The following is a 24,181-nucleotide window of genomic DNA, read 5'->3' as shown; positions in this document are numbered from 1 at the left end:
ATTTATATAAAATACCTTTCTCTTGAAGATGGTATTTGAAGTTCGAGTCTGTATTTTGCAATAGTTCTTCTAGATAAAATTACACCGAAGTTATCTTTAAGAGCAAATTTAAGATTTTCATCGCTAAGAGGGTTAGATTTATCTTCATTTTGGATTATTTGCCCCAACAAAATTTGCAGATCCTCTCCTGTGACATCTTTACCTTCTTTGTGTTTATTTATTCTCCGCTCTAACAATGCAATTAATGGAATTACTTTATCTGGCAGTTGAATATATTTATTTCTAACAATCCTAGACACTGTTGATGTGCTTAATTCAAGTTTATCTGCTATTTCTTTATTTGATATTGCTCTTTTTCCCGCTTTACCATTTAGAAAATTCTTTTGAGCCTGGACAATAAATTCTGAGACTACCAGAAGTGTTTGTTGTCGCCTTTCCAAACCATTTAGAAAAGACTTAGAAGAAATAGTTTTCTCATTCTCTATAGAATTTACTTTACTCTTAACTATCTCTAATAATTCTTTAGACATAAATTCATCATTCAAAGAAACTTGCCATTCGTTTTTATCTTTTATAGCTACTAGATCCGGTCTTATATAATTTTGTGTAGTACTTCCAAAACTACCTGTTGGATTTAATGATAATTTGTCTAAATTCTTTTTTATCTTGTGAGGTAATTGATGGATTTCAACTTTTCCATCTATCAAATTTTCAAGGGTTTCTTTCAAGGTTATCTTTTCTCCATTACTAAGCTCTAAATTTTCTATTTGTATGAATAAAGATTCATTAATATTTCTAAAAGCACAGCCTGGCGGTTCAAAATTTTGAATAATTTGAAGCACCTTATCTATATCTTGATCGGAAATATTCTTTTGAAGGTCTTCAAAAACTATACTTTTTATATCTTCATAATTTATTTCGGGATCTAATCTTCCATTACTTTCCACTGAGTCTATTAGATATTCTCCGATAAGGTTTTCAGCTTCATCAAACGGTGTAAGCTCAAGTTGCTGTAAAAGTTTCTGTCTAATGTCAGAGTCTAGTTCTCCTGAGAGGATATTTTGATAATCATTACCCTGGTATAGTACATTTTTGTATCTATCTATAAGATATTCATCTTTGAAATGAGCAATTTTCTTATCATCCTCATCAAAATAGTCTTCTATGAGATCATTTAATTTTGAACTTATTTCAAAACCACTTAATGATAATAGTTTAATTTGATTACCAAGGCTGGCAGTTATCTTTACGGAAAGCTTTTGTTTTTGTCTTAAACTTTGTTTCACAATTCAGTATCAAAATCTTGACCAAGATAAACTTCTTTTACCAGTTTATCATTGGCTATTTCTGAAGGATCTCCATTCGCTATAATTTTACCCTTATTAACGATAAGTACCTGCTTACATATATTCATGGTATCCCGAACATTATGGTCACTTATTAAGACACCAATTCCCTTTTTATTCAAACTATGGATTGTTTCTTTAAGATCTGAAACAGCTATTGGATCTATGCCGGCAAAAGGTTCATCCAGAAGAATAAACTGAGGGTTTGAAGCAACTGATCTAGCTATTTCAGTTCTTCTTCTTTCGCCACCTGATAACTTTATCCCGAGTGTGTTTGACAATTCAACCAAACCAAAATCTCCCAATAGTGAATCAAGTTCCCTTTGCCTTTCTTTATGATTTAAATCTTTTCTTTGTTCTAAAGCTGAAAAAATATTGGCTTCAACCGTTAGTCCTCTGAATATTGATGATTCCTGAGGGAGGTAAGTGAGTCCAAGTGAAGTTCTTTCAGAAATAGACTTTTGATTAAGTTCTTTTCCCGACAGATAAATTTTTCCCGAGTCAATTGCTACTAGACCCGCGATCATATAAAAAAGAGTGGTTTTGCCTGCGCCGTTTGGTCCTAAAATTCCAACAGTCTCTCCGCTAGTTATTTTGAAAGATATTCCATCAACAATAGCTTTTTTATCATAAGTTTTGTTCAGATTTTCAACGACAAGATTCATGACTTATTCTCAATACTAGAATTTATAGATTTAAGGATTTTATTGAGACTGTAGTCATAATGGATTAGATCAGATTTGATTATAAATCCATCTTGATCTAAGAAAGCTTCTTCTTCGAGGATAATTTTATTGTCTTCAGAAATAATGTAGAGCTTTTTTGCATATCCTTTGCTTATTGACCCTATATCCTTAATTTGGAAAGTACCCTTACTGAATTCTGCACGCAAATTACCAGCTTTTTGCGTTATCTCTACTCCCAAAGATTTAATCTCAAGGTTGTTAAAGTTTGTAAGTACCTCATGCACACTTGAAAATATATCATTATTAAGATTTAAGGTTATTTCCTCAGTAGAGAGAATCAAATTATCTTTTTTATTTAATGCCTCAAGCTCAGCAGAATCTTTAAACTTTATAAATCCAATATCTTTATTGTAAATTGCTTCTTTAGAATAGATATTTACTGATAATTTATTTGAATTCAGCTTGAAATTTGGAATTTGAATAGTAAATTCAGAACTCTTATGAAGGCTAGATCTTGCACCTGTTATAGTGATTTGTCTTTCCGGTGAAGCAACAGAAAAAGATGGTTTGTCTAGAATAGAAATATAATTTTGATGTTCTTGTTCAATGCAAAAACAAAAATTACAGAAAAGGGAAACTAAAATAATAAAAAAATGTTTTGTAATACAGGACATCAAATCAAACCTGATTCAATAAGATCATGCATTCTAATGATTCCTACCAGGGCTTCTTTTTTATCTAGAACAGCTAGCGAATAGATCTTATTAGCTTGCATTATCGCCAAAGCATCAATGGCCAAATCATGAGCTAAAATTGTTTTAGTTTTAGAAGTCATAAAAGTCGAAATCTTTTTTTCCAATGGATTCTTTTCATTATTAAGTGTCCTTCTTAGATCACCATCTGTGAAAATACCTATCAACTTCTTTTTATCAACTATTAGAGCTACACCTAAACCTTTTGAACTGATTTGAATTAAAGTTTCCGAAAGAGTATTCTCTTTTGAGACCAGTGGCAATTCATCGCCTTTAGCCATCAAATCTCCTACAGTAGTAATTAATCTTTTTCCGAGTTTGCCTCCAGGATGAGATTTTGCAAAATCCTCTCTTCCAAATTTCTTAGCTTCCAAAAGAGCTACTGCAATAGCATCTCCTAAGGCTAAGGCCGCAGTGGTGCTTGTAGTGGGTGCAAGATCCAAAGGACAAGCTTCTTCAGATATACCCGTGTCTAAGTTAATCATTGAGTTTTTAGCAATGAAAGAGCTTCTAGAGCCTGTTATAGAGAAGAAATCACAGCCTACGGATTTGAGATAAGGAATTAAATTAATGACTTCTTCGCTTTGACCAGAATGAGAAAAAATTATTACTTTATCACTTTTATTTATTTCTCCTATATCGCCATGCAGCGCTTCACCCGCATTTATAAAACTAGAGTGCGACCCAGTGCTAGAAAGTGTTGCAGAGACTTTTCTTGCTATATGTCCTGATTTTCCAATTCCTATAGTTATTATTTTACCCTTAGTTTTGAGTAACTTATCACACACATCATTGAATTCCGAAGATAAAGTGTCTGACAGATTTTCAAGTCCTTTAGACTCGATTTTAATGGTTTTTCTCGCTGACTTTAGGTGATCAATCTTTTTCATATATGTAAATCTATCTAATAAGCGAAGTAAAGTGAAACAAAGTATGAGCTTAAAAATAACAAGCTAAGTAAGAAACTCGCATTTCTCTGCTTTTTTGAAACAGAAAAAATATAGTAAGCAAATATAAAAGTTATTATGAAGAGAATAAATAATAAGGGTGACCATTCAGAATACGACCAACCTAATGACATTTTTGGATTCATAAATAAACCTGGTATAGCTAAAACGCATAATCCATTGAAAATATTTGAGCCTATTAAAGTCCCAGTAACGGTTTCATATCTCCCTTTTAAGGCTAACGAAACAGATGCAGCTATTTCCGGCAAACTAGTTCCTATTGCTAATACTGTATACCCAATAAATAACTCACCTAAACTAAATTCATCTAATATTTGATTAGCTCCAAAAGTAATTAACCATGCTGCAAAGACAAGAAAGACCAGAGATAGAGTAAGTTTCAAAGATACATATTTAGGTAAATTTATATCATTTTCATTTTCATCAGAAACACCATTTTTATACCAGAAAGAAATGACAAGGATCAGTGAAGTTAAAAGAATTAATGAGGATAAAATATTAAATGGATCGATAGCCATTATTAACCAGATTAATAAACTAGAAATCAATAAAATTAATAAGTTTTTTTGAATTGCTACTTCTTGTTTAATCCTAAATTTTTTTAGAGAAACAATTAGAAGCATAGAGCCAAAAACAAGTGACAGATTAGCTACATTTGATCCAATAACATTACCTATAACCATAGAGCCCTTATTTTCGAGGGAGACAAAGAAAGTTGTAAGCATCTCCGGTGCAGATGTTCCAAAGGCAATTACTGTAGACCCAATAAAGAAAGGAGAGAAACCAAATTCTCTTGCTGCATGAACAGAATATTTTTCTAATTTTTCGGCACTAACCCATATAAGGGCAATGCCCGAACATATTGCTAATAGTGCAATGATCATAATAAATACTTTAGTCCTAAATAAGACTTATACCAGATGGTATAATAGTTACTGACCAAATCAAATCATATTTATCTGTTATGAAAATTGCCCCATTTAAAATTTTTGTATTAATTAACTTATTTATCTCAAGCCTTCAAATCCTTTCAGAGGTAGTCTCTGCTTATGAGTATGCTGAAAGAACTCACAGCAATATAATTGAGATCATTAGGACAAAGAATCAACTCTTTCTTGATAATCCTGATCTCTTTACAAAAGAAATAAGTGATGCGTTTGGACCTATAGTAGATTTTAAAAGAATATCGAGAAACGTAATGGGAAAATATGCCGGAAATGCCACTCCTAAACAATTAGAAGACTTTTCGAAAGTATTTGAAAGTAGTTTGCTAGATACTTATGCCAGCACTCTCGTAGAATTTAAGGATGAAAAAATTAATGTATTACCTCCAACCGGTCCCACAAATTCAAAGACAAAGGCTAGAGTAAATATTGAAATAGTTACCTCATCAAGTACTTACCCTGGGAGGTATAGTATGTATCTAGATAAAGATAATAATTGGAAAATAATAAATATTGAAATTAATGGTATGAATCTTGGAAAGATCTTCAGAAATCAATTCTACTCTCTAATGGAAAAAAATAAGGAAGATATAAACTTAGTGATAGAAAAATGGGTTACCTCAGTTTAGATGGATAAATTATTGATAAGAGGAGGTTCGCCTTTAAATGGAGAGATCTATGCTTCAGGTGCAAAAAATTCCGCATTACCAATCTTGGCTGCCTCTTTATTGGCAGATTCTCCTCTCAAGGTAGGAAACCTTCCTCATTTAAATGATGTAACTACAATGCTCGAATTGTTGGGCTCTATGGGTGTTGATGTAATGTTAAGTGATGAAATGGAAGTTCAAGTTGATACCTCTAATATTAAAAATCTCAATGCACGTTATGAACTAGTCAAAACAATGAGAGCATCAATTCTTGTTCTGGGACCTCTATTGGCAAGGTTTCAGCAAGCTTCAGTTGCTCTTCCTGGAGGTTGTGCAATAGGAAGTCGTCCTGTAAATCTTCATATAGAGGCTATGCAGGCAATGGGTGCAGAAGTGAGTATTGTAGATGGAAATATCAAGGCAAAAGTTGATGGGCGTTTGAAAGGTGCAAGAATAATATTTGAACCAGTAAGCGTCACAGGAACAGAAAATGTGATTATGGCAGCGAGTTTGGCTGAAGGTGTCACAACTATCGAAAATGCTGCTAGAGAGCCTGAAGTAATGGATTTAGCAAATTGTCTTATACAAATGGGTGCAAATATTAAGGGTGCAGGAACTGACGTTATTACGGTAGAAGGAGTTGATAAACTAGAAGGTGCAACATTTAGTGTTATGCCTGATAGAGTTGAAGTAGGGACTTATCTCACCGCAGTTGCTATGACTGGTGGTTCAGTAAAAATAAAATCTGCTAAACCTCAATTTCTTTCATCGGTTATATTGAAACTGGAAAGTTGCGGCGCCATTATTAGTCAAGGTGAAGATTGGGTTGAAATTAAAATGGATGCCTCCAGACCACAGGCAACAAGTTTAACTACAGGACCTTATCCTTCTTTTCCAACAGACATGCAGGCTCAATTTGTGTCTCTAAATTCTATTGCCAAAGGAAATTCGACAGTTACTGAAACTGTTTTTGAGAATAGATTTATGCATGTTCAAGAAATAGCAAGAATGGGTGGCAATATAACCCTTAAAGGCAATACGGCAGTAATTGGAGGAATAAATAAATTAAAAGGAGCTCCTGTAATGGCAACAGACTTAAGAGCATCAGCTAGTTTGGTCTTAGCAGGTCTTGTAGCAGAGGGAGATACTACAATTGATAGGATTTATCATATTGACAGAGGTTATGAAAGAATAGAAGAAAAGCTGAAAATGTTGGGAGCCGATATTGAAAGAATATCTTAAAGATAACTGTGAATAAATCTAACTCATTGATAATAGCTTTGCCTAAGGGAAGAGTGTATGAAGACTTCATACCATTGCTAGAAAAAACTCGGTTCGCCATAAAGGATGATGTAAAGAAATCAAGAAAGATGTTGCTGGATACGAAACATCCTAGTGTAAAAGTATTGATCATAAGAGGATGGGATGTACCCACATACATTACTTCTGGCGCTGCCCACATAGGCATTGTTGGGAAAGATATCCTCATGGAAAAGGAAGAAGAGGAGTTTGTGGAATTGGCGGATCTTGGTCTTGGTAAGTGCAGATTATCTTTGGCAGGTTATGAAGACGTTCTCACAGGTTCTGCAAGATTAAAAATAGCTACTAAATATCCAAAGAGCTCAACGAAATTTATGAATTCTATTGGAATACAACCTGAAATAATTTATCTAAATGGCGCACAAGAAATAGCTCCTGTACTTGGTTTGTCAGATGCAATTATTGACTTAGTGGATACTGGCAAAACTCTTACTGCTAATGGTCTTAAAGAAATTAAAATCATTGCAGATATTTCTACTAGATTAATTGCCAACAAAGCTTCAATTAAAACAAAAGCTACAATTATTAATGAGATTATGGAAGCACTGAAATAATGTTAATTTTTAATCAGTTAGATACAAAAGAAAGTTCATTCTCAAAAAGTTTTAATGCTTATTTGGCTGAAAGGAATAAGGTTTCTGGAGAAGTTTCTCAATTGGTTTCAGAAATTATTCTAAAAATCAGAAGCAAAGGCGATAATGCCTTAAAAGACTTAACGAAAGAATTTGATGGCTTTGATTCTGATGTTTTTAAAATTTCAAGAAAAGAAATTGATCAAATATTAAAAAGTTGTGACAAAGATATTTTGAAGTCTCTCGAGTATTCTTTTGAAAAAATACTTAATTATCAATCGCAATGTTTTGCCTCTTTAAATCTGGAGAATACAGATGATGAGATAACCCGAAAGTTTAGGGTTATAGAATCTGTAGGTATTTATGTACCAGGAGGTAAGGCCTCTTATCCTTCGACTGTATTAATGGGAGCTGCACCGGCTATAGCCTGCGGTGTAAGTGATATTTCAATAACTTCTCCTGCACAAAATGGAATACTAAATTCACTGACAATAGCTGCAGCAAAAGTTGCAGGCATAGAAAAAATTTACAGGATTGGTGGAGCTCAGGCAATTGCAGCTTTAGCTATCGGAACAGATCAAATATCTAAGGTGGATAAAATAATTGGACCAGGAAATATATTTGTAGCTGAGGCAAAAAAACAACTTTTTGGCGAAGTTGGTATTGATTCAATTGCCGGTCCCTCCGAAATTCTTATCCTCGCAGATAGCTCTTCAAATCCAGAAACAATAGCTTGGGATCTTATGGCTCAATCTGAACATGATTCAGATGCATCTGGAGTTTTGATTTCAGATAGTGATGACATAATAGCTAATGTAAAAGAAATCATATCGTCTGAAATAGATTCACTTGAAAGATGTACAATTATTAAAGAATCAATCAGCTCAAATGGACTGATAATTAAAATCGATAATTTTTCTGAAGCTAAACAATTAGTAAACAAGATTGCGCCTGAACATTTGCATATAGCTTTTGATCACATTAATTTTCAAGATGAAAATTCATTAATAGCTGGCTTGATTCTTAAAGGTGAGAATTCTGCCAACTCCTTTTCTGATTATATTCTAGGTCCTAGTCACATACTTCCAACTAATTCATCTTCTAGATTTAGCTCACCTTTATCAGTGGAAGACTTCATAGTTAGTTATAGCTATGTTTCCCTCGACAGGGAAAAGAATATCAAACAATTTAATGAATATATTGACCATACTTCAAAGATAGCAAAAGCCGAGGGATTAACCGCACACGCTATAGCTGCAGAGAAAAGATTTAAAAATTAATCTGCCTGTCCAGTTATCAAGGCTAAATTTATGATATCCGAGCCTCTTTTTACCTCAAGGAGTATTTCCTCTCCTGGTTTAGACCTCGCAAATGTTTTATATAAATTATCATAAGAAGGACTTTCTGAATTTATTGAATTGATAACATCACCTTTCATAAGACCGCTTCTGTAAGCTGGGCCATTTTCTACTACTTCTGAAATCATTAGTTGACCTTTTCTTAAGAGATTTAGCCTCTCAATACTAAAACCTAACCAACCGCGTCTCACTTCACCATACTGAATTAAATCACTAATGATTTCCAAGGCAATCGTCGAAGGTATAGCTAAGCCTATTCCTTCTGAGCCTCCACTGGACGACCTCATAAGTGTATTAATACCAATTAACCTTCCTTTTGAATCTATTAATGCGCCTCCTGAGTTCCCTCTATTTATCGAAGCATCAGTTTGAATATAATTTGAATAAGGATTATCAAACTCTCTACCTGTTGCGCTAACAATTCCCATACTTACCGATTGGCCAAGTCCATAAGGATTGCCTATAGCAAGTACGATATCACCAATATTCAATTTATCTGAATCCTCAATTTCTATAGAGGGAAATAAATTTTTATCATCTTGAATTTTTAAAACTGCCAGGTCGGTTCCTTTATCAATGCCAATCAACTGAGCGATAAATTTACGACCATCGTATAATTCTGTTGTCACCCGAAGGGAGTTATCTCCAACCACATGTTGATTTGTTAAAATATAACCATCAGAACTCAGAATAACCCCTGACCCTAGACTTGTTTTTACCTGTTGTCCTTTATTATTGAATATAGAATTAAATCTCCTTTGAGTGGTTAATTGTTTATCCATGATTTGCTCGCTATAGATGTTTACTACAGCCGGCGAGGCTTTTTCTACTGCATAGTTGTAGGAAAAAGCTGCATTACTTAATTCCTCATTAATAGATTTACTATCGTCATTTAAAAACAAAACCGTGATTACGAAACCTATTGAAGCACCTATAAGTGAAAAAATAGAAAAATTAAATATTGATTTAGCTTTACTCATATAATTTTTAAATAATTATTCTCATTATCAAACCTTACAATGCTTAAAATACATCGTAAATTTATAAACTTCTAGTTGAATATGACCGGTGTAAGCATTAAAATGCGCCCGCCTGCGCATTTAGTCAAGAAAACAAATTAATGAGAACAGAGAGTTATAAAAGAACAGATATTGAAGAATCCTGGATCATAATAGATGCAACAGGAAAAACTCTTGGTAGGTTTGCTAGCAAGATCGCAGATATTCTGTCAGGTAAAAACAAGCCTGAATTCACCCCAAATGCTGATTTAGGTGACTATGTAATTGTTATTAATGCTGGCGAAATTAATGTCACCGGTAAGAAATTAGATCAAAAAGTATATTATAGGCATTCAGGTTACCCAGGAGGAATAAAATCTAAACCTCTGCGTAAAGTAATCGAAGAAACACCAACAGAAGCTATAAAAAGCGCCGTCAAGGGGATGTTACCAAAAAGTAAACTTGGCAGACAAATGCTTACTAAACTAAAGGTTTATAGTGATGAAAATCACCCTCATTCAGCTCAAAAACCAATCAGAATAGAATTATAGGAAAATAAATTGGAACAAATTATTACAGTCGGTAGACGAAAAAGATCAACGGCAAGGGTGTTTCTCCAGAAAGGTTCAGGCGAAATAACTGTAAATAAGAAAAAACTTGAAGTTTATTTCGGAAGAGAAGTTGCTCAAATGGTTGTTAAGCAACCCTTGGTTTCAACGGAATTATCGGAAGGTATTGATGTTAAAGCTACAGTTTCAGGTGGGGGTAGCTTCGGTCAAGCAGGAGCAATAAGACTTGGAATTGCTCGAGCTCTTGTGGAATATGATGAGACATTGAAACCCATCCTGAAAAAGGAAGGGTTTTTAACTAGAGATTCAAGAAAAGTTGAAAGGAAAAAAGTAGGTCTAAGAAAAGCCAGAAAAAGACCACAATACTCAAAAAGGTAATATGCAGCCAAAATCTCCTCCTAACCCAGGAAGAAGAAAATTTCTAATAAGCGCAACATCTGCTGTCGGTGCAGTGGGCGTCGCTGGTGCCGTAGTTCCTTTTATCAGTGCTTTTAACCCCAGCGCAGCAGCTGAAGCAGCTGGAGCTCCAGCTGTCGCTGATATAGGAAAATTAGCTCCAGGAGAAATGATTATTGTTGAATGGAGAGGAACTCCAATCTACGTAGTAAAGCATTCAGATGAGTCGATAAAGGAAATCGATAAGAATTTAGAGAGACTTGCAGACCCAAACTCCGAAACCCAGGTTCAACCTGATTACGCAAAAAATAAATATAGATCAAGAAAACCCGGCATATCTGTTTTATCAGCAGTTTGCACACACCTTGGTTGTGCTCCTAAATATTATCCTCAACTAGGAGTTGTAGATTTTGATTCCGATTGGCAAGGAGGATTCTTTTGTCCTTGTCATGGTTCAAAGTTCGATTTGGCTGGAAGAGTTTACGCAGGAGTTCCTGCCCCTGATAATTTAGCTGTGCCCCCACATTATTTTAAATCTGATGATATCTTAGTCATTGGAGAAGACGGAGATGTAGCGTAATGGTCACAAAATTAATGAACTGGTTCGATGATAGATTGCCTTTAACCGCAACTATAGAAAGACACCTAACAAAATATCCTGCCCCAATAAATATGAACATATGGTACCTAGCAGGAGTACTTCTTGTTGTAGTGCTTGTAATACAACTTGCATCTGGTATCTGGCTCTTAATGAATTATGAACCAACAGCTGAAGGCGCTTTCGCCTCTATCCAATACATCATGAGAGATGTTAAATACGGCTACATAATAAGATACATGCATACAACAGGAGCATCTGCTTTCTTTGCATTGATATTTTTGCATATGTTCCGTGGAATGATGTATGGCTCTTATCAAAAACCAAGAGAGCTTTTGTGGGTTTTGGGTTGGATTACCTACTTCTTACTCTGCGCACTCGGATTTACTGGATATGTCCTTCCCTGGGGACAAATGTCTTTTTGGGCAGCTCAAGTAATTATGTCTCTTTTCGGATCGATTCCTTATATCGGAGAAGATTTACTCACGTGGATAAGAGGTGACTATCTTATTTCAGGTATAACACTAAATAGACTTTTTGCTTTTCATGTTGTTCTCTTGCCTTTAGCATTGATAGCCGTTGTATTTGTTCATATATTGGCGCTTCATGAAGTTGGTTCTAACAATCCAGATGGAGTGGATGTCAAAAAATTCAAAGATGCTGATGGTGTTCCTTTAGATACAAAACCATTTTTTCCCTATGATGTCATGCATGATTTATATGCAATTGGTGTATTTTTAATCTTTTTTGTGGCAATTATGTTCTTCTATCCAGATGGGGGTGGGTATGTAATTGAATATGTTAACTATGAAGCAGCTGATAACTTAAAGACGCCTGAGCATATTGTTCCTTCCTGGTACTATACTCCTTACTATGCAATGTTGAGAGCAGTTACTTTTCCTTTATTTGGATTGACCGCGAAATTCCTTGGATTTGTTGTAATGGCTGCAGGAATTGCAATTTTTGTAGCTCTACCATGGTTAGATAGAAGCCCAGTAAAATCAATTAAATATAAGGGTATCTATAGCAAATTCTTCTTGGCTTTATTTGTTGTTAGTTTCTTGGTACTAGGCTATCTCGGTGCAGTACCATCTACACCTGCAAGAACAATTGCTGCACAAATATTCACTGTATGTTACTTTGCTTACTTTCTATTAATGCCTATATATTCGAAATACGAAACATGTAAACCTGTGCCTGAAAGGGTGCAATTGGGATGAATAAAAAAACTCTAATTCTCACCATTTTTGTAATAATTGCAGCTAGTTTGGGTTCTTTAAAAGTTCATGCTGCAGCTGGAGCTGCTTGTGGCAGTTTTCTGTCAGAGGATGGCCTCACAAAGGGGGAATGCAAAGAGGCATATATCAATGCAAAGGATAAAGCTTCACTTCAAAGAGGAGCACAAGTCTATATGAATTACTGTTTAGGCTGCCATTCTTTGAAATACGCAAGATACAAAAAGGTGTCTGAAGATTTGGAAATACCACTTAGCATGTTCCAAGAAAATCTGATGTTTGGTGATCAGAAGATGGGAGATTTAATCCAAGTAGGAATGGATCCCAAAGAAGCAAAAGAATGGTTTGGAAACGCACCCCCGGATTTAACCCTTGAAGCTGGTTTAAGAGGACCTGACTGGATATATACTTACCTTACAAGCTTCTATATTGATGAATCAAGACCCTTGGGTGTGAATAACAAGGTTTACGAAAATGTTGGAATGCCTCATGTTCTAATTGATATGCAAGGAACTCCTAGATCAATATGTAAACAAATTCCTGCACTTGCAGATAATGGCGGCATAAAGCAGGATCCCCTAACTGGTTTGCAGCTTACAGAAGAAAAATGTGGTTTTCTCCAGGTTGATAATGGCACAGGTGAAATGAGTCCCGAGCAGTTTGATAAGACTATGCTAGATCTCACTAACTTCTTAGCTTACATGACTGATCCACTGAAGGTTGAAAGAGAGACTATTGGAACTTATGTTTTACTGTATCTCTTTATTTTTACAATGCTTAGCTATCTTCTCTATAGAGAATTCAAGAAAGATCTTCACTAATTTCGCTAAATAGGAGTTTTTATGGTTTCACTTAGTAATAGAACGTCAATGGCACTTTTCTCAGATCCAATGGATCATTATAGCCACAGAGTAAGGATAGTTATGGAAGAAAAGGGCGTTACTAGCGAAATTATTGATTCTGATACTAATGATTTAAGTGATGAGATTCTAGAAGTAAGTCCTTATGCAGAATTACCTGTTCTGGTTGATAGAGATGTTTGTTTATATGACTCTTTGATCCTAATGGAATACTTAGATGAAAGGTTCCCTCATCCACCACTTCTGCCTGTGTATCCTGTCTCAAGAGCACACATTCGATTATTCATCCAAAGAATAGAAAAAGATTGGTGTGAGATATTTGACGAGTTAATTCAAGGAAATCAAACGGAGGCTAAAGCTAAGAAATTACGTACCGAATTAAAATCTCAAATATTGGGAATGTCTCAAATACTCAAAGAAAAGCCTTATTTTATGTCAGATGAATTCAGCCTTGTTGATTGTTGCATAGCTCCTATTCTTTGGAGACTTCCATTAATTGGTATAGAGCTTCAAAAAGATTCTAAAACTAAATCTATTTATGAGTATATGCAAAGAGTTTTCACAAAATCTTGTTTTATCAATAGTTTGTCTGAGCTTGAGAGAGATATAAGGTCTACTTAGTATTTTTATAATACCTTAATTCCTTTATCAGTTATCTCAAATAGATAAGGTGATCTTTTATACTTTTTTCGATCCAGACTTATTTTTCCAGTGAGACCTTTGTAGATAAAGTTTTTTGAATTTATAGAACCATACCTCAAGAGAATAATTTCAAAAGCATCATAACCAATAGCAAACTCTCTGTTTCTATTTACTTCAGCTATATATTCAGGCATCAGAATGGGCATCATGATAGGCATATCTGAATGAATAGACCCAATAAGATCTTTTTCAAGAGGTTGATACTTTTCATTTGTATTCCAACTATTAAGTATGAAAATATCAAAATCCTTTTCAGATATATAGTCTATCGCTGGCTTTAGATTCCTTGCTTCTTTTAAGTTTAATGATAAGAAAAAGGTATCAATATCCTCACGGCTTCTTGAAATAGCCGTAACTTTCTCAGACAGCCTTCTAGACAATTTTCTAATCCTTTCCTTACTCCTATCAACCAATAGAATTTCAGAGAACATAGTTTGACTAGCTGTTTCATCATTATATGTTTTATAAGTCACGATTTCTTTTTTGTAATCTTTGAGCAAATTAATAATACTATTTTTATCAATATTATTTTTACTATCTATGACAACAAACCTAGAGGAACTTTCTGGAATATTTTGAATTAATTTATTTTTTTCTTCTTCTCTTGAGACTATAAAAGTATTCTCAAATCCAATTTCATCTAAGTTATTTGAGACAAACAAGGTTTTAGCTTTAGGAAGTTTTTTAATACATTCCTTATAAGATTTATCCATTGGCAGATTTGAAACATGAAAAATTATATTGAGATTCGCTTTGTTTTCTTCAATCTTGCATCGAGTATATGTGATGGGTGAGAGAACTATTTTTGGGATATAAGAAATTCTTGAATTATAAAAAAATGAATTTGCAATGAACCCCTGAATCTCTTGCGGCAGTAAAATATTCTTATCTTTCTGAAAGTAAAATATATTTATTGTCTGAGGTAGAGATTTAATTTTGTAGTTAAATTCAGGTTTTTGAATTAGAGTATTTGAAGATTTGCTTTCATTATTTTTTGGTATGGATGAGCATGCGGACACAAGAAGGATGATTAAAATTATGTATATATTTTTCATTTAATTCATGACTAAAAATTTAGGTTCTCTTTATATAGTTTCTACACCCATAGGAAATCTAAATGATATTACATTCAGGGCGATAGAAGTACTTAATAAAGTCCATATTTGTGCTTCTGAAGATACAAGAATATCTAGTGTGCTTTTTAATAAATACAATATTAATACTAAGCTTACCTCTTACCACAAGTTTTCGGAAAAAAGTAAGATAAATAAATTTATAGATGTTTTGAAGTCAGGAAAAGATATTGCCCTTATAAGTGATGCAGGAACTCCTTTAATATCGGATCCAGGTCAATTTTTAGTAGAAGCGGCTATTCAAAATCATATAAAAATAATACCAATACCAGGGGCAACTTCTGTAATTACTGCATTAAGTGTTTCAGGTTTTAAGCTTGAAAGTTTTACTTTTTATGGATTTTTTCCACGAAAATCAAAAGAAAGAAAGGTCCTCTTAAAAAAAATAGCGACGTCTTCTGGCCCATCAGTTTTATTTGAGTCAGGTAGGCGCTTAGAGGAATTATTTGATTCTTTATCTGAAGAACTAAAACCAGACTGTAGAATTTTTGTTGCTAGGGAGCTAACTAAATTACATGAGACTCTTTATAGATCAGAGTTATATAAAATAAAGAAAATTCTTCTTGATTCTGATTTTGGAATGAAAGGAGAATTTGTAATTATCATTGATGGGTATGAGGAAGAGTCTGGAGATATTTTAATTGAAGAAGAGAAAAGAATATTAGGAATTCTTATGGAAAAATTAGATAGAAAATTAGCTCTACAAATTGCGTCTGAAATACTCAAAAAAAAGAGAAATGAAATTTATAAAATAAAAATGAAGAGTTAAACTTCTCTTCAGTTACTTTTATGGATACAATTATTGGGAGTCGGCTAGATAATCGCTCAATATTTTGAGAGGAAAGTCCGGGCTCCATAGGACAAGACGCCAGGTAATTCCTGGGAGACGCAAGTTTACGGAAAGTGCAGCAGAAAATATACCGCCTTTTTAAGGTAAGGGTGAAAAGGTGTGGTAAGAGCACACCGCATATCAGGCAACTGATTATGGCTTGGCAAACCCCGTCTGGAGCAAGACCAAATAGAGGCCCTAATGTTAGTCCTGACAGGGCCAGGGTAGGTTGCTTGAATTTTGTGGTGACACAAAATCTAGATGAATGATTATCCTCGACAGAACCCGGCTTACCGGCTGACTCAGCCCATCACTTCTAATAATTTCTCTCCGTACTTTTTGCGATATTTCATTTGCTAAAAAAAGTGTACTAATTATTGTATTTTTCGCTAGCAATTTACTATAAAGTGTGTAAAAGTGTGTAAAAGTGCAAGATAATGTAACATCTACATATACTTGCTTATAAAGAAATGAGTTTAGGAATATATGGATCGAGCACCCTGACCCTTGATACAAAAGGCAGGATTGTGATACCTGCAAGGTATAGAGAGCTTCTGCGCAAGAGCTGTGAAGGTGAAATAGCTATCACAAAAGATCCTCAATATCCTGCACTAATAATTTATCCGGGAAAAATTTGGAAAGATATTTCACAAAAATTTGAGTTTCTTGGCGGTTTAAATCAAAAAGTAAGATCTATTCAATGGAAAGTTTTAGGCAATGCTTCTGTAACAGAATTTGAAGCAGCTGAAAGAATGACTATTCTTATACCTCAGATTTTAAGAGATTTTGCTGATCTTGCAATTAAGCAACAAGTAGCCCTCATCGGAATGGGTTCAAAGTTTGAATTATGGAATCAAGAAAATTGGGAAAAAAAACAATCTGGTCTACAGATTCCCGGTGAAGACTTAATTGATGATCTTCCACCAACTTTAGAGGAGATACCATTTTGATCAAAGCTAGTCATGAAGCTGTGATGGTGAATGAGGTGCTAGAAAATCTTGTCTTTGAACAAAATGGAAAATATGTCGACTGCACATTTGGTGCAGGTGGCCACTCCTTGGAAATCTTAAAAAAAATTAATGAGTCCGGCACTTTAACCTCGATCGACAAAGATAAAAAAACAACATTTAACTTATCTAAAGATTTTACTCATGACAAAAGGTTCAGATTAGTTAATGATTCTTTTTCTAATCTTAGAAGCCTTTTTGCAGATAAAGAAGTTGACGGGATATTGATAGATCTTGGTATTTCTTCTATACAATTGGATGATCCGAAAAGAGGTTTTAGTTTCCAATCAAATGGACCTTTAGATATGAGAATAGATACGACTAAGGGTCAAACTGCTTCAGAGTGGATAAATACGGCCACAAAAAAAGAAATTGAAGATGTACTATGGGTCCTTGGTCAGGAAAGAGCTTCTAGAAAGATTGCAAGTAAGATTTGCGAAATAAGAGAAAAGAAGCCTATAGAATCAACTAAAGAATTATCTGATCTAATAAGATCTTGTGTTTATACGAGATCTAAAAAACATCCAGCTACAAATTCTTTTAGAGCGATAAGGATGTTAATTAATAATGAGATAGAGGAACTTCAGAAAGTCCTAGAGGCTTCAAGTCATGTTTTATGTTGTGGAGGGAGACTTGCAGTCATAAGCTTTCACTCCATGGAAGATAGAATTGTTAAAAGATTCTTCCAAGGAAAAGATAGAATTGAATCAAATGTGAAATTTCAATATTTAAAGGATAAATTTCTTAAACCAACCCCTAAAGAAATAACTATCAATCCCAGAAGTAGAAGTGCAATCCTAAGAGTCGCAGAAAAGTTATGTTGAATATTAAACTTAAATTATTTTCTATTTCCTTATTAGTCTCTATTTCTTTTTTAAGTTCTTATAAGCTTATTCTGCAAACATATGAGCACAGAACTTTATTTGCAGAATTGGAAAATCTAAGGCTGGAAAAAGAAGAGTTATCTTTTCAATCAAATATCCTGATTGAAGAGGTAAAGTACTATAAGAATCACATTTCCTTAAGAAAATATGCTTCCGAAAAGCTAGGAATGGTTATTCCTAAAGATAAAGATAGAGTTTATCTGACAAGGAGTGCTGATAAATGAGATATCTGTTAATCATATTTTTTGCTTTGCTTGCCAGTTGCTCGGGTCAAAAAGAAGCAAATACTGATTCAATTAATATCAAAATCTCAAAAGAAATAATTTCAAATTTTGATCAGATTGAGCATCAGGTTATAAGTCACTTACAGAATAAAAATAACAAAAGTGAGATTTTCTCTAATTCTTGGGTCTCAGTGATAAAGGCCACCAAAACATTTGATGAAGAATTACATATTGAAGTAAAAGAACACCAACCCATTGCTTTTCTGGATAGGGGTAGGTTTATAACTCAAGAAGGAAAGATAATTTCTCCTGCCGGAGGAAATAAATCTCTTAAATTGGTATCAATCATCGGAAGTGATAATGAATATTTATCACTCCTTGATAGTATTTTTTTACTTCAAAATATATTAAATCTCAAAGGAAATTCTCTCATTAGAATTGAGCATAGAGGGTCAGGTTTTATTGAGGCGATTGATAATGAAAGTGTGATGTACAGATTTAACAAAGAGGATTTCCGGGTTCAGCTCGAGCGTCTCGAGGAACTTATACTGTTCGAGCTGAACTCAGGAATTAATGATGATATCAGATATATAGATTTGAGGTATAAAAATGCTATTGCTTTAGGCAATAAGAATATGGAGAAATCAATATGAGTAATGTAAGTAGGAATGAAATGCTGGTTGGTGTAGATATTGGAACTTCGAAAGTGGTTGCAATTGTTGCCGAGGCAAGAGGAGGTCAACTAGAAATTATTGGTCTAGGAACACATTCTTCGAAAGGATTAAAAAATGGAGTTGTCGTAGATATAGATTCCACAACAATAGCTATAAAAAAATCTATAGAGGAAGCTGAAAATATGGCAGGGTGTCATATTGGTTCTTGCTACGTAGGGATATCAGGTAGTCACATAAGAGGTCTTAATTCAGAGGGAGTCGTACCAATTAGAGATGGAGAGGTGAAGTTCACAGATGTAGATAGAGTTATTGAAACTGCTCAAGCTATGGCAATCCCTGCAGATCAAAGATTACTTCATGTTCTTCCTAGAGATTACATTATAGATAAACAAGATGGTATTAAAGAGCCTCTAGGGATGGCAGGTTCTAGATTAGAGGCAAAAGTTCATTTAGTAACATGTAGTGAGAATTCTTCACAAAATATTCATAAATGTATCAGCGCATCTGGCCTAGATGTGGAAGCATTTGTTTTAGAGCAATTGGCTTCAAGTTACTCGGTTCTAACAGAAGACGAGAGGAACTTGGGAGTCTGTCTTATTGATATTGGTGGGGGAACAACTGACATAGCAGTTTTTGTGGATGGCTCTATTTGCTTTACCGATGTTATACCGATAGCTGGAGATCATGTCACAAATGATATAGCTCAAGCTTTAAGAACACCACCTTCCCAAGCAGAAACAATAAAACAACGATATGGATGTGCAGTAAGCTCAATGACTAGACCTGAAGAAATAATGATGGTTCCGGGTATGGGTGGAAGGCCTGAAAGAGAACTTTCTAGACAAGCTTTAGCTGATGTCTTGGAGAGAAGATATGTAGAGATATTTAGTATGGCTCAACAAAAATTGAGCTTAAGTGGTTTCGATGAGCTGATACCTGCAGGAATAGTTTTAACAGGAGGGGCCTCAAAAGTTGAAGGTGCTACTGAGTTAGCAGAGGAAATATTCCATTCTCCAGTAAGGATGGGATCTCCACATTCAGTAGATGGTTTTTCCGAAATAATAAATAACCCAGTTTATGCAACTTCAGTCGGCTTACTACTTTACGGACAAAAGCAAATGCAAGAAGATCATTTAAATTATATTCATAGAGACAAGAATATCTTGAATAGAATTTCTAGATGGTTTGGAGGAAATCTTTAGTACTTAATTAAAAGAGAGGTTAATTATGAGTGAGTGGGAAATAATCGAAGAAATAAAAGAGAATGCTTCAATTAAAGTTATAGGAGTCGGTGGGGGAGGAGGCAATGCTGTTCAGCATATGGTTGAATGCGGCATTGAAGGTGCTGAGTTCATATCTATAAATACTGATAAGCAGGCTTTAGATAAAAACGACGCGAGCACTAAATTAATATTAGGGAAGGAAATAACTGATGGCTTAGGAGCAGGCGCAAATCCGATTATTGGAAGGGAGGCAGCGCTTGAAGACAGAGATAAATTGAGAGATATGCTCAAAGGGACCGATATGGTTTTTGTAACGGCAGGTATGGGCGGAGGAACAGGAACTGGAGCTGCTCCCATAGTCGCTCAGGTTGCTAAAGAACTTGGTATTCTTACTGTTGCTGTGGTAACGAAGCCATTTGAGCTTGAAGGTGCTAAGAGAATGAAGATTGCTCAAGAAGGTATAAAGGAGCTTGTTGAGGAGGTTGATTCTTTGATTACTATACCCAATCAAAAATTACTTGAAGTTCTTGGAGAAGATTGCAGTATGCTTGAGGCATTTAAACAAGCTAATGATGTTCTTGGTGGGGCAGTTAGAGGAATATCAGACATTATTATTAGACCAGGCTTAATAAATGTTGATTTTGCAGACGTAAAAACTGTAATGTCTGAAAAAGGAACAGCTATGATGGGTACAGGTACTTCAAGTGGTCCGGACAGAGCTAGAATAGCTGCAGAACAGGCTGTAGCAAGTAAGCTTTTAGAGGATATTAGTTTAAAAGATGCAAAAGGTGTTCTAGTAAATATTACCGCTGGTCCTGACTTATCTTTGGGTGAAATTAAGGCCGTCGGTGATTGTATAAATAGTTTTGCTTCTCCTGAAGCGATAATTGTTACTGGAACAGTTTTAGATGAATCTTCTGCGAATGATCTTACGGTTACAGTAATTGCTACTGGTCTAAATTCTTCAGTACAAACAGCATCTAATAAACCTGAAAGAGTGAGAGTTGTGAGTGAAAGGCAACCTTTACCATTAAGCGATGCTGCAAAGCAGTTACTTGATAACCCTCCCTCAATAGAAAAAGCTGTGAAAAAGGCATCTAATGAAGACGAATATCTTGATATACCGTCATTTGTAAGAACTCAGTTAGATTAATTAGGAGATTATGTCTACAAGGATTCTCTATTCTTCGGGAAGAATAGTTTCTATCCAATTAATTATCCTTATAGGATTCCTGTCTCTTTTGGGCAGATTAATTTATCTTCAAATTTATCAAGATATTTTTTTAGATGATCAAGTTTTTAATAGATTAGATTCCCAATATTCTCTTTTGGCCCCTCGAGGAAAAATATTAGATAGAAATGGTAATGTTTTAGCTCTTGATATAAAAGGATATAGTGTTGGAATAGATCTAGAGAAATTTAAATTCGAAGAGGAAACAATTACTTTTCTTTCGGAGCAGTTAGATAAAGATTTTTTTAGTCTTTCAAATATACTTTATGGAAAGACTTCTGGTTACAAAGAGATAAGCAGAAATATCAATTTAGAGACAAAAGAAAAGCTAAAAGAAAAAAAGATACCTGGTGTATATTTTAGGGAAAATTTAAGAAGGAGTTATCCTGAGAGAAATATAACATCACATGTTGTTGGTCTAACTGATATCGATAGAAAAGGTATTCAGGGAGTTGAATTAATCTTTGATAACGAACTGCGCGGTGAAGAGGGAAGCTTCGAAGGTATTAAGGGTGCAAAAAATACTAAGCTCGAAGGAAAAAGGGTTGAAGCTGTTTCTGGTAAAAATATCACATTAACTATTGATATCAATATTCAGTCCATTGCCTATCACCAATTAAATGAGGCAATAAAAGAAAACGATGCGAAGGCAGGATCTATAGTCGTAATAGAGCCAAAGTCAGGTGATATATTAGGATTAGTTAACTACCCTTCTTTTGATCCTTCTAATAGAAAAAATTTAGTGGATATGTCTAAATTGAGAAATCGAGCAACAATAGATATATTTGAACCTGGTTCAGTTTTAAAGCCGCTTGCGATGTCTGCTATATTAGAATCAGATAATCTACCCAAAACTGCTAAAATAGATACATCGCCTGGCTGGATAGAGTATCAAGGCTTCAAAACAAGTGACTTTAAGGATTACGGAACACTGAGCCTTTCTCAGATTATTTCCCTTTCTAGTAATGTCGGAATGGTAAAGTTATGTCAATATCAAGATATAGAACACCTCACAAGTTATTATAAAAAGTTTGGTATTGGGCGTTATCCTACTTCAATCATGCTTCCTGCTAGAGAGGGTTTCCTTCCACATTCATCTCAATTTACATTGAGAGATAAAGTTAGCTCTTGTTACGGATATGGAATGACTTTGTCTGCGCTCCAAATTGCACAAGCTTACTCAGTATTTGCAAATGAGGGAAACTTCATTGAGCTAAATTTATTTAAAGACCATGGTTTTGATGAACCCCTGCATGAAAAAGTCTTACAAAAGGAAACTAATGACATTGTTTTAGGTATGCTTGTTGAGACTGTAAACTCTTCTGACGGAACTGCCTCTAAAGCCAGACTGCAAGAGAAGATAGTTGCAGGTAAAACTGGTACTGCGAAAGAGAGTCTAGAAGAAGAAACTACTTATTCAGCAACATTTGCCGGATTTGTGCCTCATGATGAACCTGAATTACTTGCAGTTGTTGTGCTAAATGGTCTATCTGGAGAAGACTATTCAGGTGGAAGGGTCTCTGCTCCTGTATTTTCAAGATTAATGCAGCAGATATTTATGTTACAAGATTTAAAAATATAAATGTATTCTTCAAATTTCTTACAAGAACTGAAAGATTTAGAAAATTTTAAAGATATTAAGATTAGAAGTATCCACTTGGATAGCAGAGAGGTAAAACAGGGAGGTTTATTCTTTGCAATAAAGGGTCATGATAAGGATGGTAGCGATTTTATTTCCTCAGCTTTATCAAATGGAGCCTCGCTTGTCATTTCGGATACATACCAAAAACATCAGGAAAGAGTAATTTATTTTGAAGAACTTAAAAAATATATTGGTATTTTTGCATCAAGGTTTTATAACTCTCCAAGTTCAAAAATAAAATCCATATGTGTTACTGGTACAAACGGAAAAACTACCGCTGTTGAAACTTTTGCAAATATGAGTAATTTACTTGGCTATAAATCCGGTTTTATGAGTTCGATAAATTTTTCTAAAGATGGATTAATATTAGAGAAATCAGATCTAACTACCCCTGATGCCATCAAAATACATAAAAATATTAATGATTCATTAGAATCTGATGCTATTTACATTGCCATGGAGGCATCTTCTCATGGCTTAGAACAGGATAGACTAATTGGCCTTGATATCGATTATGCTATATTGACAAGCTTTTCGCATGATCATTTAGATTATCACGGCGATATACAAAGTTATCAATCAGCAAAAGAAAAATTATTTTTAGATTTAAATCCAAAAAAAAATATAGTCTGCATAGATAGTTCTTTCGGCAAAAAACTTCACTCAAAACTTTTAAAAAATGATAAGGAAACTTACAGCATATCTATAAAAGAAAATGCTGATTTTCATGCTTCATTTGAGAAATCACCAATTGGATTGAAGGTTAATTTAAAAGCTTTCGAGAAAAATCTTACCTTTGAACTAAAAACATTCTCAAGATATCTTGCTTCAAACATAATATGCTCAATGGCTGTTTTGATCTTGGATGGAGTTAAGCTTTCTGAGATATCAAAAATAGCAAAAGATATAGTTCTGCCTCAAGGTAGGCTTGAAAGAATAATTAAAAATCAGCAAGTTATTTATATAGATTATGCACATACACCTGAAGCTTTAGAGTGCACACTGAAAGAATTGAACAACATACATAACGAGCCAATATGGTGTCTTTTTGGGTGTGGAGGAAATAGAGATAGAGATAAAAGGCCTTTAATGGGTAAGATTGCGCAAAAATATTCAAACCACGTAATATTAACCAATGATAATCCAAGAGATGAAGATGAAATGGATATAATTAATGACATCCTTTCTGAAGTAAAGGAAATGGAAAAAATATCTATAAATTTAGATAGAAAGGATGCAATAGAATCATCTATCTTGGAAATGGAAAGAAACCATATAAATGGTGTTTTATTAATAGCAGGAAAGGGTCATGAGAACTACCAAGAAGTTAATGATAATTTATATGAGTTGAATGATAAAAATATTGTTAATTCTTTATAAAAT

26 protein-coding genes and 1 other RNA gene are annotated in these 24,181 nt (G+C 34.3%); 20 read left to right on the top strand and 7 right to left on the bottom strand.

All coding sequences use genetic code 11. The annotated features are described in order from the left end of the window. Positions 1-2: 2 nt before the first annotated feature. Genes M9C83_05645 through M9C83_05625 form a run of 5 tightly spaced genes read right to left on the bottom strand, consistent with a single transcriptional unit; the run spans position 3 to position 4,636 of the window. Positions 3-1,286 carry a hypothetical protein gene (locus tag M9C83_05645; protein URQ66138.1) on the bottom strand — a complete coding sequence of 428 codons (1,284 nt, stop codon included), beginning with the start codon at positions 1,284-1,286 and terminating at the stop codon, positions 3-5. Further along, positions 1,283-2,011: an LPS export ABC transporter ATP-binding protein gene (gene lptB, locus M9C83_05640; GenBank protein URQ66137.1), complete on the bottom strand. Its 729-nt coding sequence runs from the start codon at positions 2,009-2,011 to the stop codon at positions 1,283-1,285. The genes M9C83_05645 and lptB overlap by 4 nt, the downstream gene beginning before the upstream one ends. Further along, positions 2,008-2,706, bottom strand: a complete 699-nt coding sequence (gene lptC / locus M9C83_05635; GenBank protein ID URQ66136.1) for an LPS export ABC transporter periplasmic protein LptC — start codon at positions 2,704-2,706, stop codon at positions 2,008-2,010. Before lptC ends, lptB begins: the two co-directional genes overlap by 4 nt. After that, positions 2,706-3,674 carry a KpsF/GutQ family sugar-phosphate isomerase gene (locus M9C83_05630; GenBank protein URQ66135.1) on the bottom strand — a complete coding sequence of 323 codons (969 nt, stop codon included), beginning with the start codon at positions 3,672-3,674 and terminating at the stop codon, positions 2,706-2,708. Before M9C83_05630 ends, lptC begins: the two co-directional genes overlap by 1 nt. 14 nt (positions 3,675-3,688) lie before the next feature. Beyond that, complete coding sequence (locus M9C83_05625) at positions 3,689-4,636, bottom strand: sodium:calcium antiporter (GenBank protein URQ66134.1); 948 nt, start codon at positions 4,634-4,636, stop codon at positions 3,689-3,691. Between the two features lie 80 nt (positions 4,637-4,716). Between M9C83_05625 and M9C83_05620 the strand changes: the two genes are divergently transcribed. Genes M9C83_05620 through hisD form a run of 4 tightly spaced genes read left to right on the top strand, consistent with a single transcriptional unit; the run spans position 4,717 to position 8,515 of the window. Continuing rightward, the gene (locus M9C83_05620; GenBank protein URQ66133.1) at positions 4,717-5,325 is read left to right on the top strand and encodes an ABC transporter substrate-binding protein; all 609 of its coding nucleotides are present in this window, start codon (positions 4,717-4,719) and stop codon (positions 5,323-5,325) included. Beyond that, a complete protein-coding gene (gene murA / locus M9C83_05615; protein ID URQ66132.1) occupies positions 5,326-6,585 on the top strand; it encodes a UDP-N-acetylglucosamine 1-carboxyvinyltransferase in 1,260 nt (419 codons plus the stop codon). 8 nt (positions 6,586-6,593) lie between these two features. Continuing rightward, positions 6,594-7,217, top strand: coding sequence for an ATP phosphoribosyltransferase (gene hisG, locus M9C83_05610; GenBank protein ID URQ66131.1), 624 nt, complete (start codon positions 6,594-6,596; stop codon positions 7,215-7,217). Next, complete coding sequence (gene hisD, locus M9C83_05605) at positions 7,217-8,515, top strand: histidinol dehydrogenase (protein URQ66130.1); 1,299 nt, start codon at positions 7,217-7,219, stop codon at positions 8,513-8,515. Before hisG ends, hisD begins: the two co-directional genes overlap by 1 nt. Here the strand turns inward: hisD and M9C83_05600 are convergent. Then, positions 8,512-9,573 (bottom strand): trypsin-like peptidase domain-containing protein, encoded by a 1,062-nt coding sequence (locus M9C83_05600; protein ID URQ66129.1) that lies wholly within the window; start codon positions 9,571-9,573, stop codon positions 8,512-8,514. The two genes, hisD and M9C83_05600, sit on opposite strands and share 4 nt — an antisense overlap. Positions 9,574-9,713: 140 nt before the next feature. Between M9C83_05600 and rplM the strand changes: the two genes are divergently transcribed. From rplM to M9C83_05570, 6 genes are read left to right on the top strand one after another with little or no spacing between them, the layout of a single operon-like run. Next, the gene (rplM, locus tag M9C83_05595; protein ID URQ66128.1) at positions 9,714-10,142 is read left to right on the top strand and encodes a 50S ribosomal protein L13; all 429 of its coding nucleotides are present in this window, start codon (positions 9,714-9,716) and stop codon (positions 10,140-10,142) included. A gap of 9 nt (positions 10,143-10,151) precedes the next feature. Then, the gene (gene rpsI / locus M9C83_05590) at positions 10,152-10,538 is read left to right on the top strand and encodes a 30S ribosomal protein S9 (protein URQ66127.1); all 387 of its coding nucleotides are present in this window, start codon (positions 10,152-10,154) and stop codon (positions 10,536-10,538) included. A gap of 1 nt (position 10,539) precedes the next feature. Next, positions 10,540-11,136 carry a ubiquinol-cytochrome c reductase iron-sulfur subunit gene (gene petA, locus M9C83_05585; GenBank protein ID URQ66126.1) on the top strand — a complete coding sequence of 199 codons (597 nt, stop codon included), beginning with the start codon at positions 10,540-10,542 and terminating at the stop codon, positions 11,134-11,136. Beyond that, positions 11,136-12,374, top strand: a complete 1,239-nt coding sequence (locus M9C83_05580; protein URQ66125.1) for a cytochrome bc complex cytochrome b subunit — start codon at positions 11,136-11,138, stop codon at positions 12,372-12,374. Before petA ends, M9C83_05580 begins: the two co-directional genes overlap by 1 nt. Then, on the top strand, positions 12,371-13,210 hold the full coding sequence (locus M9C83_05575) for a cytochrome c1 (protein ID URQ66124.1): 840 nt from the start codon (positions 12,371-12,373) through the stop codon (positions 13,208-13,210). The genes M9C83_05580 and M9C83_05575 overlap by 4 nt, the downstream gene beginning before the upstream one ends. Positions 13,211-13,231: 21 nt before the next feature. Next, complete coding sequence (locus M9C83_05570) at positions 13,232-13,870, top strand: glutathione S-transferase N-terminal domain-containing protein (protein ID URQ66123.1); 639 nt, start codon at positions 13,232-13,234, stop codon at positions 13,868-13,870. A 5-nt stretch (positions 13,871-13,875) separates the two neighbouring features. Here M9C83_05570 and M9C83_05565 read toward each other — a convergent pair whose 3' ends face one another. Continuing rightward, entirely contained in the window at positions 13,876-15,006 is a 1,131-nt protein-coding gene (locus tag M9C83_05565) for a hypothetical protein (GenBank protein ID URQ66122.1), read from the bottom strand. 7 nt (positions 15,007-15,013) lie between these two features. Here M9C83_05565 and rsmI point away from each other — a divergent pair, with 7 nt between their 5' ends. From rsmI to M9C83_05515, 10 genes are all read left to right on the top strand, one after another. Then, positions 15,014-15,853 carry a 16S rRNA (cytidine(1402)-2'-O)-methyltransferase gene (rsmI, locus tag M9C83_05560; protein ID URQ66121.1) on the top strand — a complete coding sequence of 280 codons (840 nt, stop codon included), beginning with the start codon at positions 15,014-15,016 and terminating at the stop codon, positions 15,851-15,853. Positions 15,854-15,889: 36 nt separating this feature from the next. Beyond that, positions 15,890-16,222, top strand: an RNA gene (rnpB, locus tag M9C83_05555) — RNase P RNA component class A. A gap of 161 nt (positions 16,223-16,383) precedes the next feature. Beyond that, positions 16,384-16,863: a division/cell wall cluster transcriptional repressor MraZ gene (locus tag M9C83_05550; protein ID URQ66120.1), complete on the top strand. Its 480-nt coding sequence runs from the start codon at positions 16,384-16,386 to the stop codon at positions 16,861-16,863. Then, a complete protein-coding gene (gene rsmH / locus M9C83_05545; GenBank protein ID URQ66119.1) occupies positions 16,860-17,744 on the top strand; it encodes a 16S rRNA (cytosine(1402)-N(4))-methyltransferase RsmH in 885 nt (294 codons plus the stop codon). The genes M9C83_05550 and rsmH overlap by 4 nt, the downstream gene beginning before the upstream one ends. Next, a complete protein-coding gene (locus tag M9C83_05540; GenBank protein URQ66118.1) occupies positions 17,738-18,028 on the top strand; it encodes a cell division protein FtsL in 291 nt (96 codons plus the stop codon). Before rsmH ends, M9C83_05540 begins: the two co-directional genes overlap by 7 nt. After that, entirely contained in the window at positions 18,025-18,681 is a 657-nt protein-coding gene (locus tag M9C83_05535) for a hypothetical protein (protein URQ66117.1), read from the top strand. The genes M9C83_05540 and M9C83_05535 overlap by 4 nt, the downstream gene beginning before the upstream one ends. Next, entirely contained in the window at positions 18,678-19,904 is a 1,227-nt protein-coding gene (gene ftsA, locus M9C83_05530; protein URQ66116.1) for a cell division protein FtsA, read from the top strand. Before M9C83_05535 ends, ftsA begins: the two co-directional genes overlap by 4 nt. A gap of 25 nt (positions 19,905-19,929) precedes the next feature. Then, positions 19,930-21,078 carry a cell division protein FtsZ gene (gene ftsZ / locus M9C83_05525; protein URQ66115.1) on the top strand — a complete coding sequence of 383 codons (1,149 nt, stop codon included), beginning with the start codon at positions 19,930-19,932 and terminating at the stop codon, positions 21,076-21,078. Between the two features lie 10 nt (positions 21,079-21,088). Then, the gene (locus tag M9C83_05520) at positions 21,089-22,738 is read left to right on the top strand and encodes a penicillin-binding protein 2 (protein URQ66114.1); all 1,650 of its coding nucleotides are present in this window, start codon (positions 21,089-21,091) and stop codon (positions 22,736-22,738) included. Continuing rightward, positions 22,739-24,178 (top strand): UDP-N-acetylmuramoyl-L-alanyl-D-glutamate--2,6-diaminopimelate ligase, encoded by a 1,440-nt coding sequence (locus tag M9C83_05515; protein URQ66113.1) that lies wholly within the window; start codon positions 22,739-22,741, stop codon positions 24,176-24,178. Positions 24,179-24,181 lie beyond the last annotated feature (3 nt).

The sequence above is a fragment of the SAR86 cluster bacterium genome, from assembly GCA_023703575.1.
Lineage (GTDB): Bacteria > Pseudomonadota > Gammaproteobacteria > Magnimaribacterales > Magnimaribacteraceae > Magnimaribacter.
This window is presented reverse-complemented; position numbering and strand designations above follow the sequence as displayed.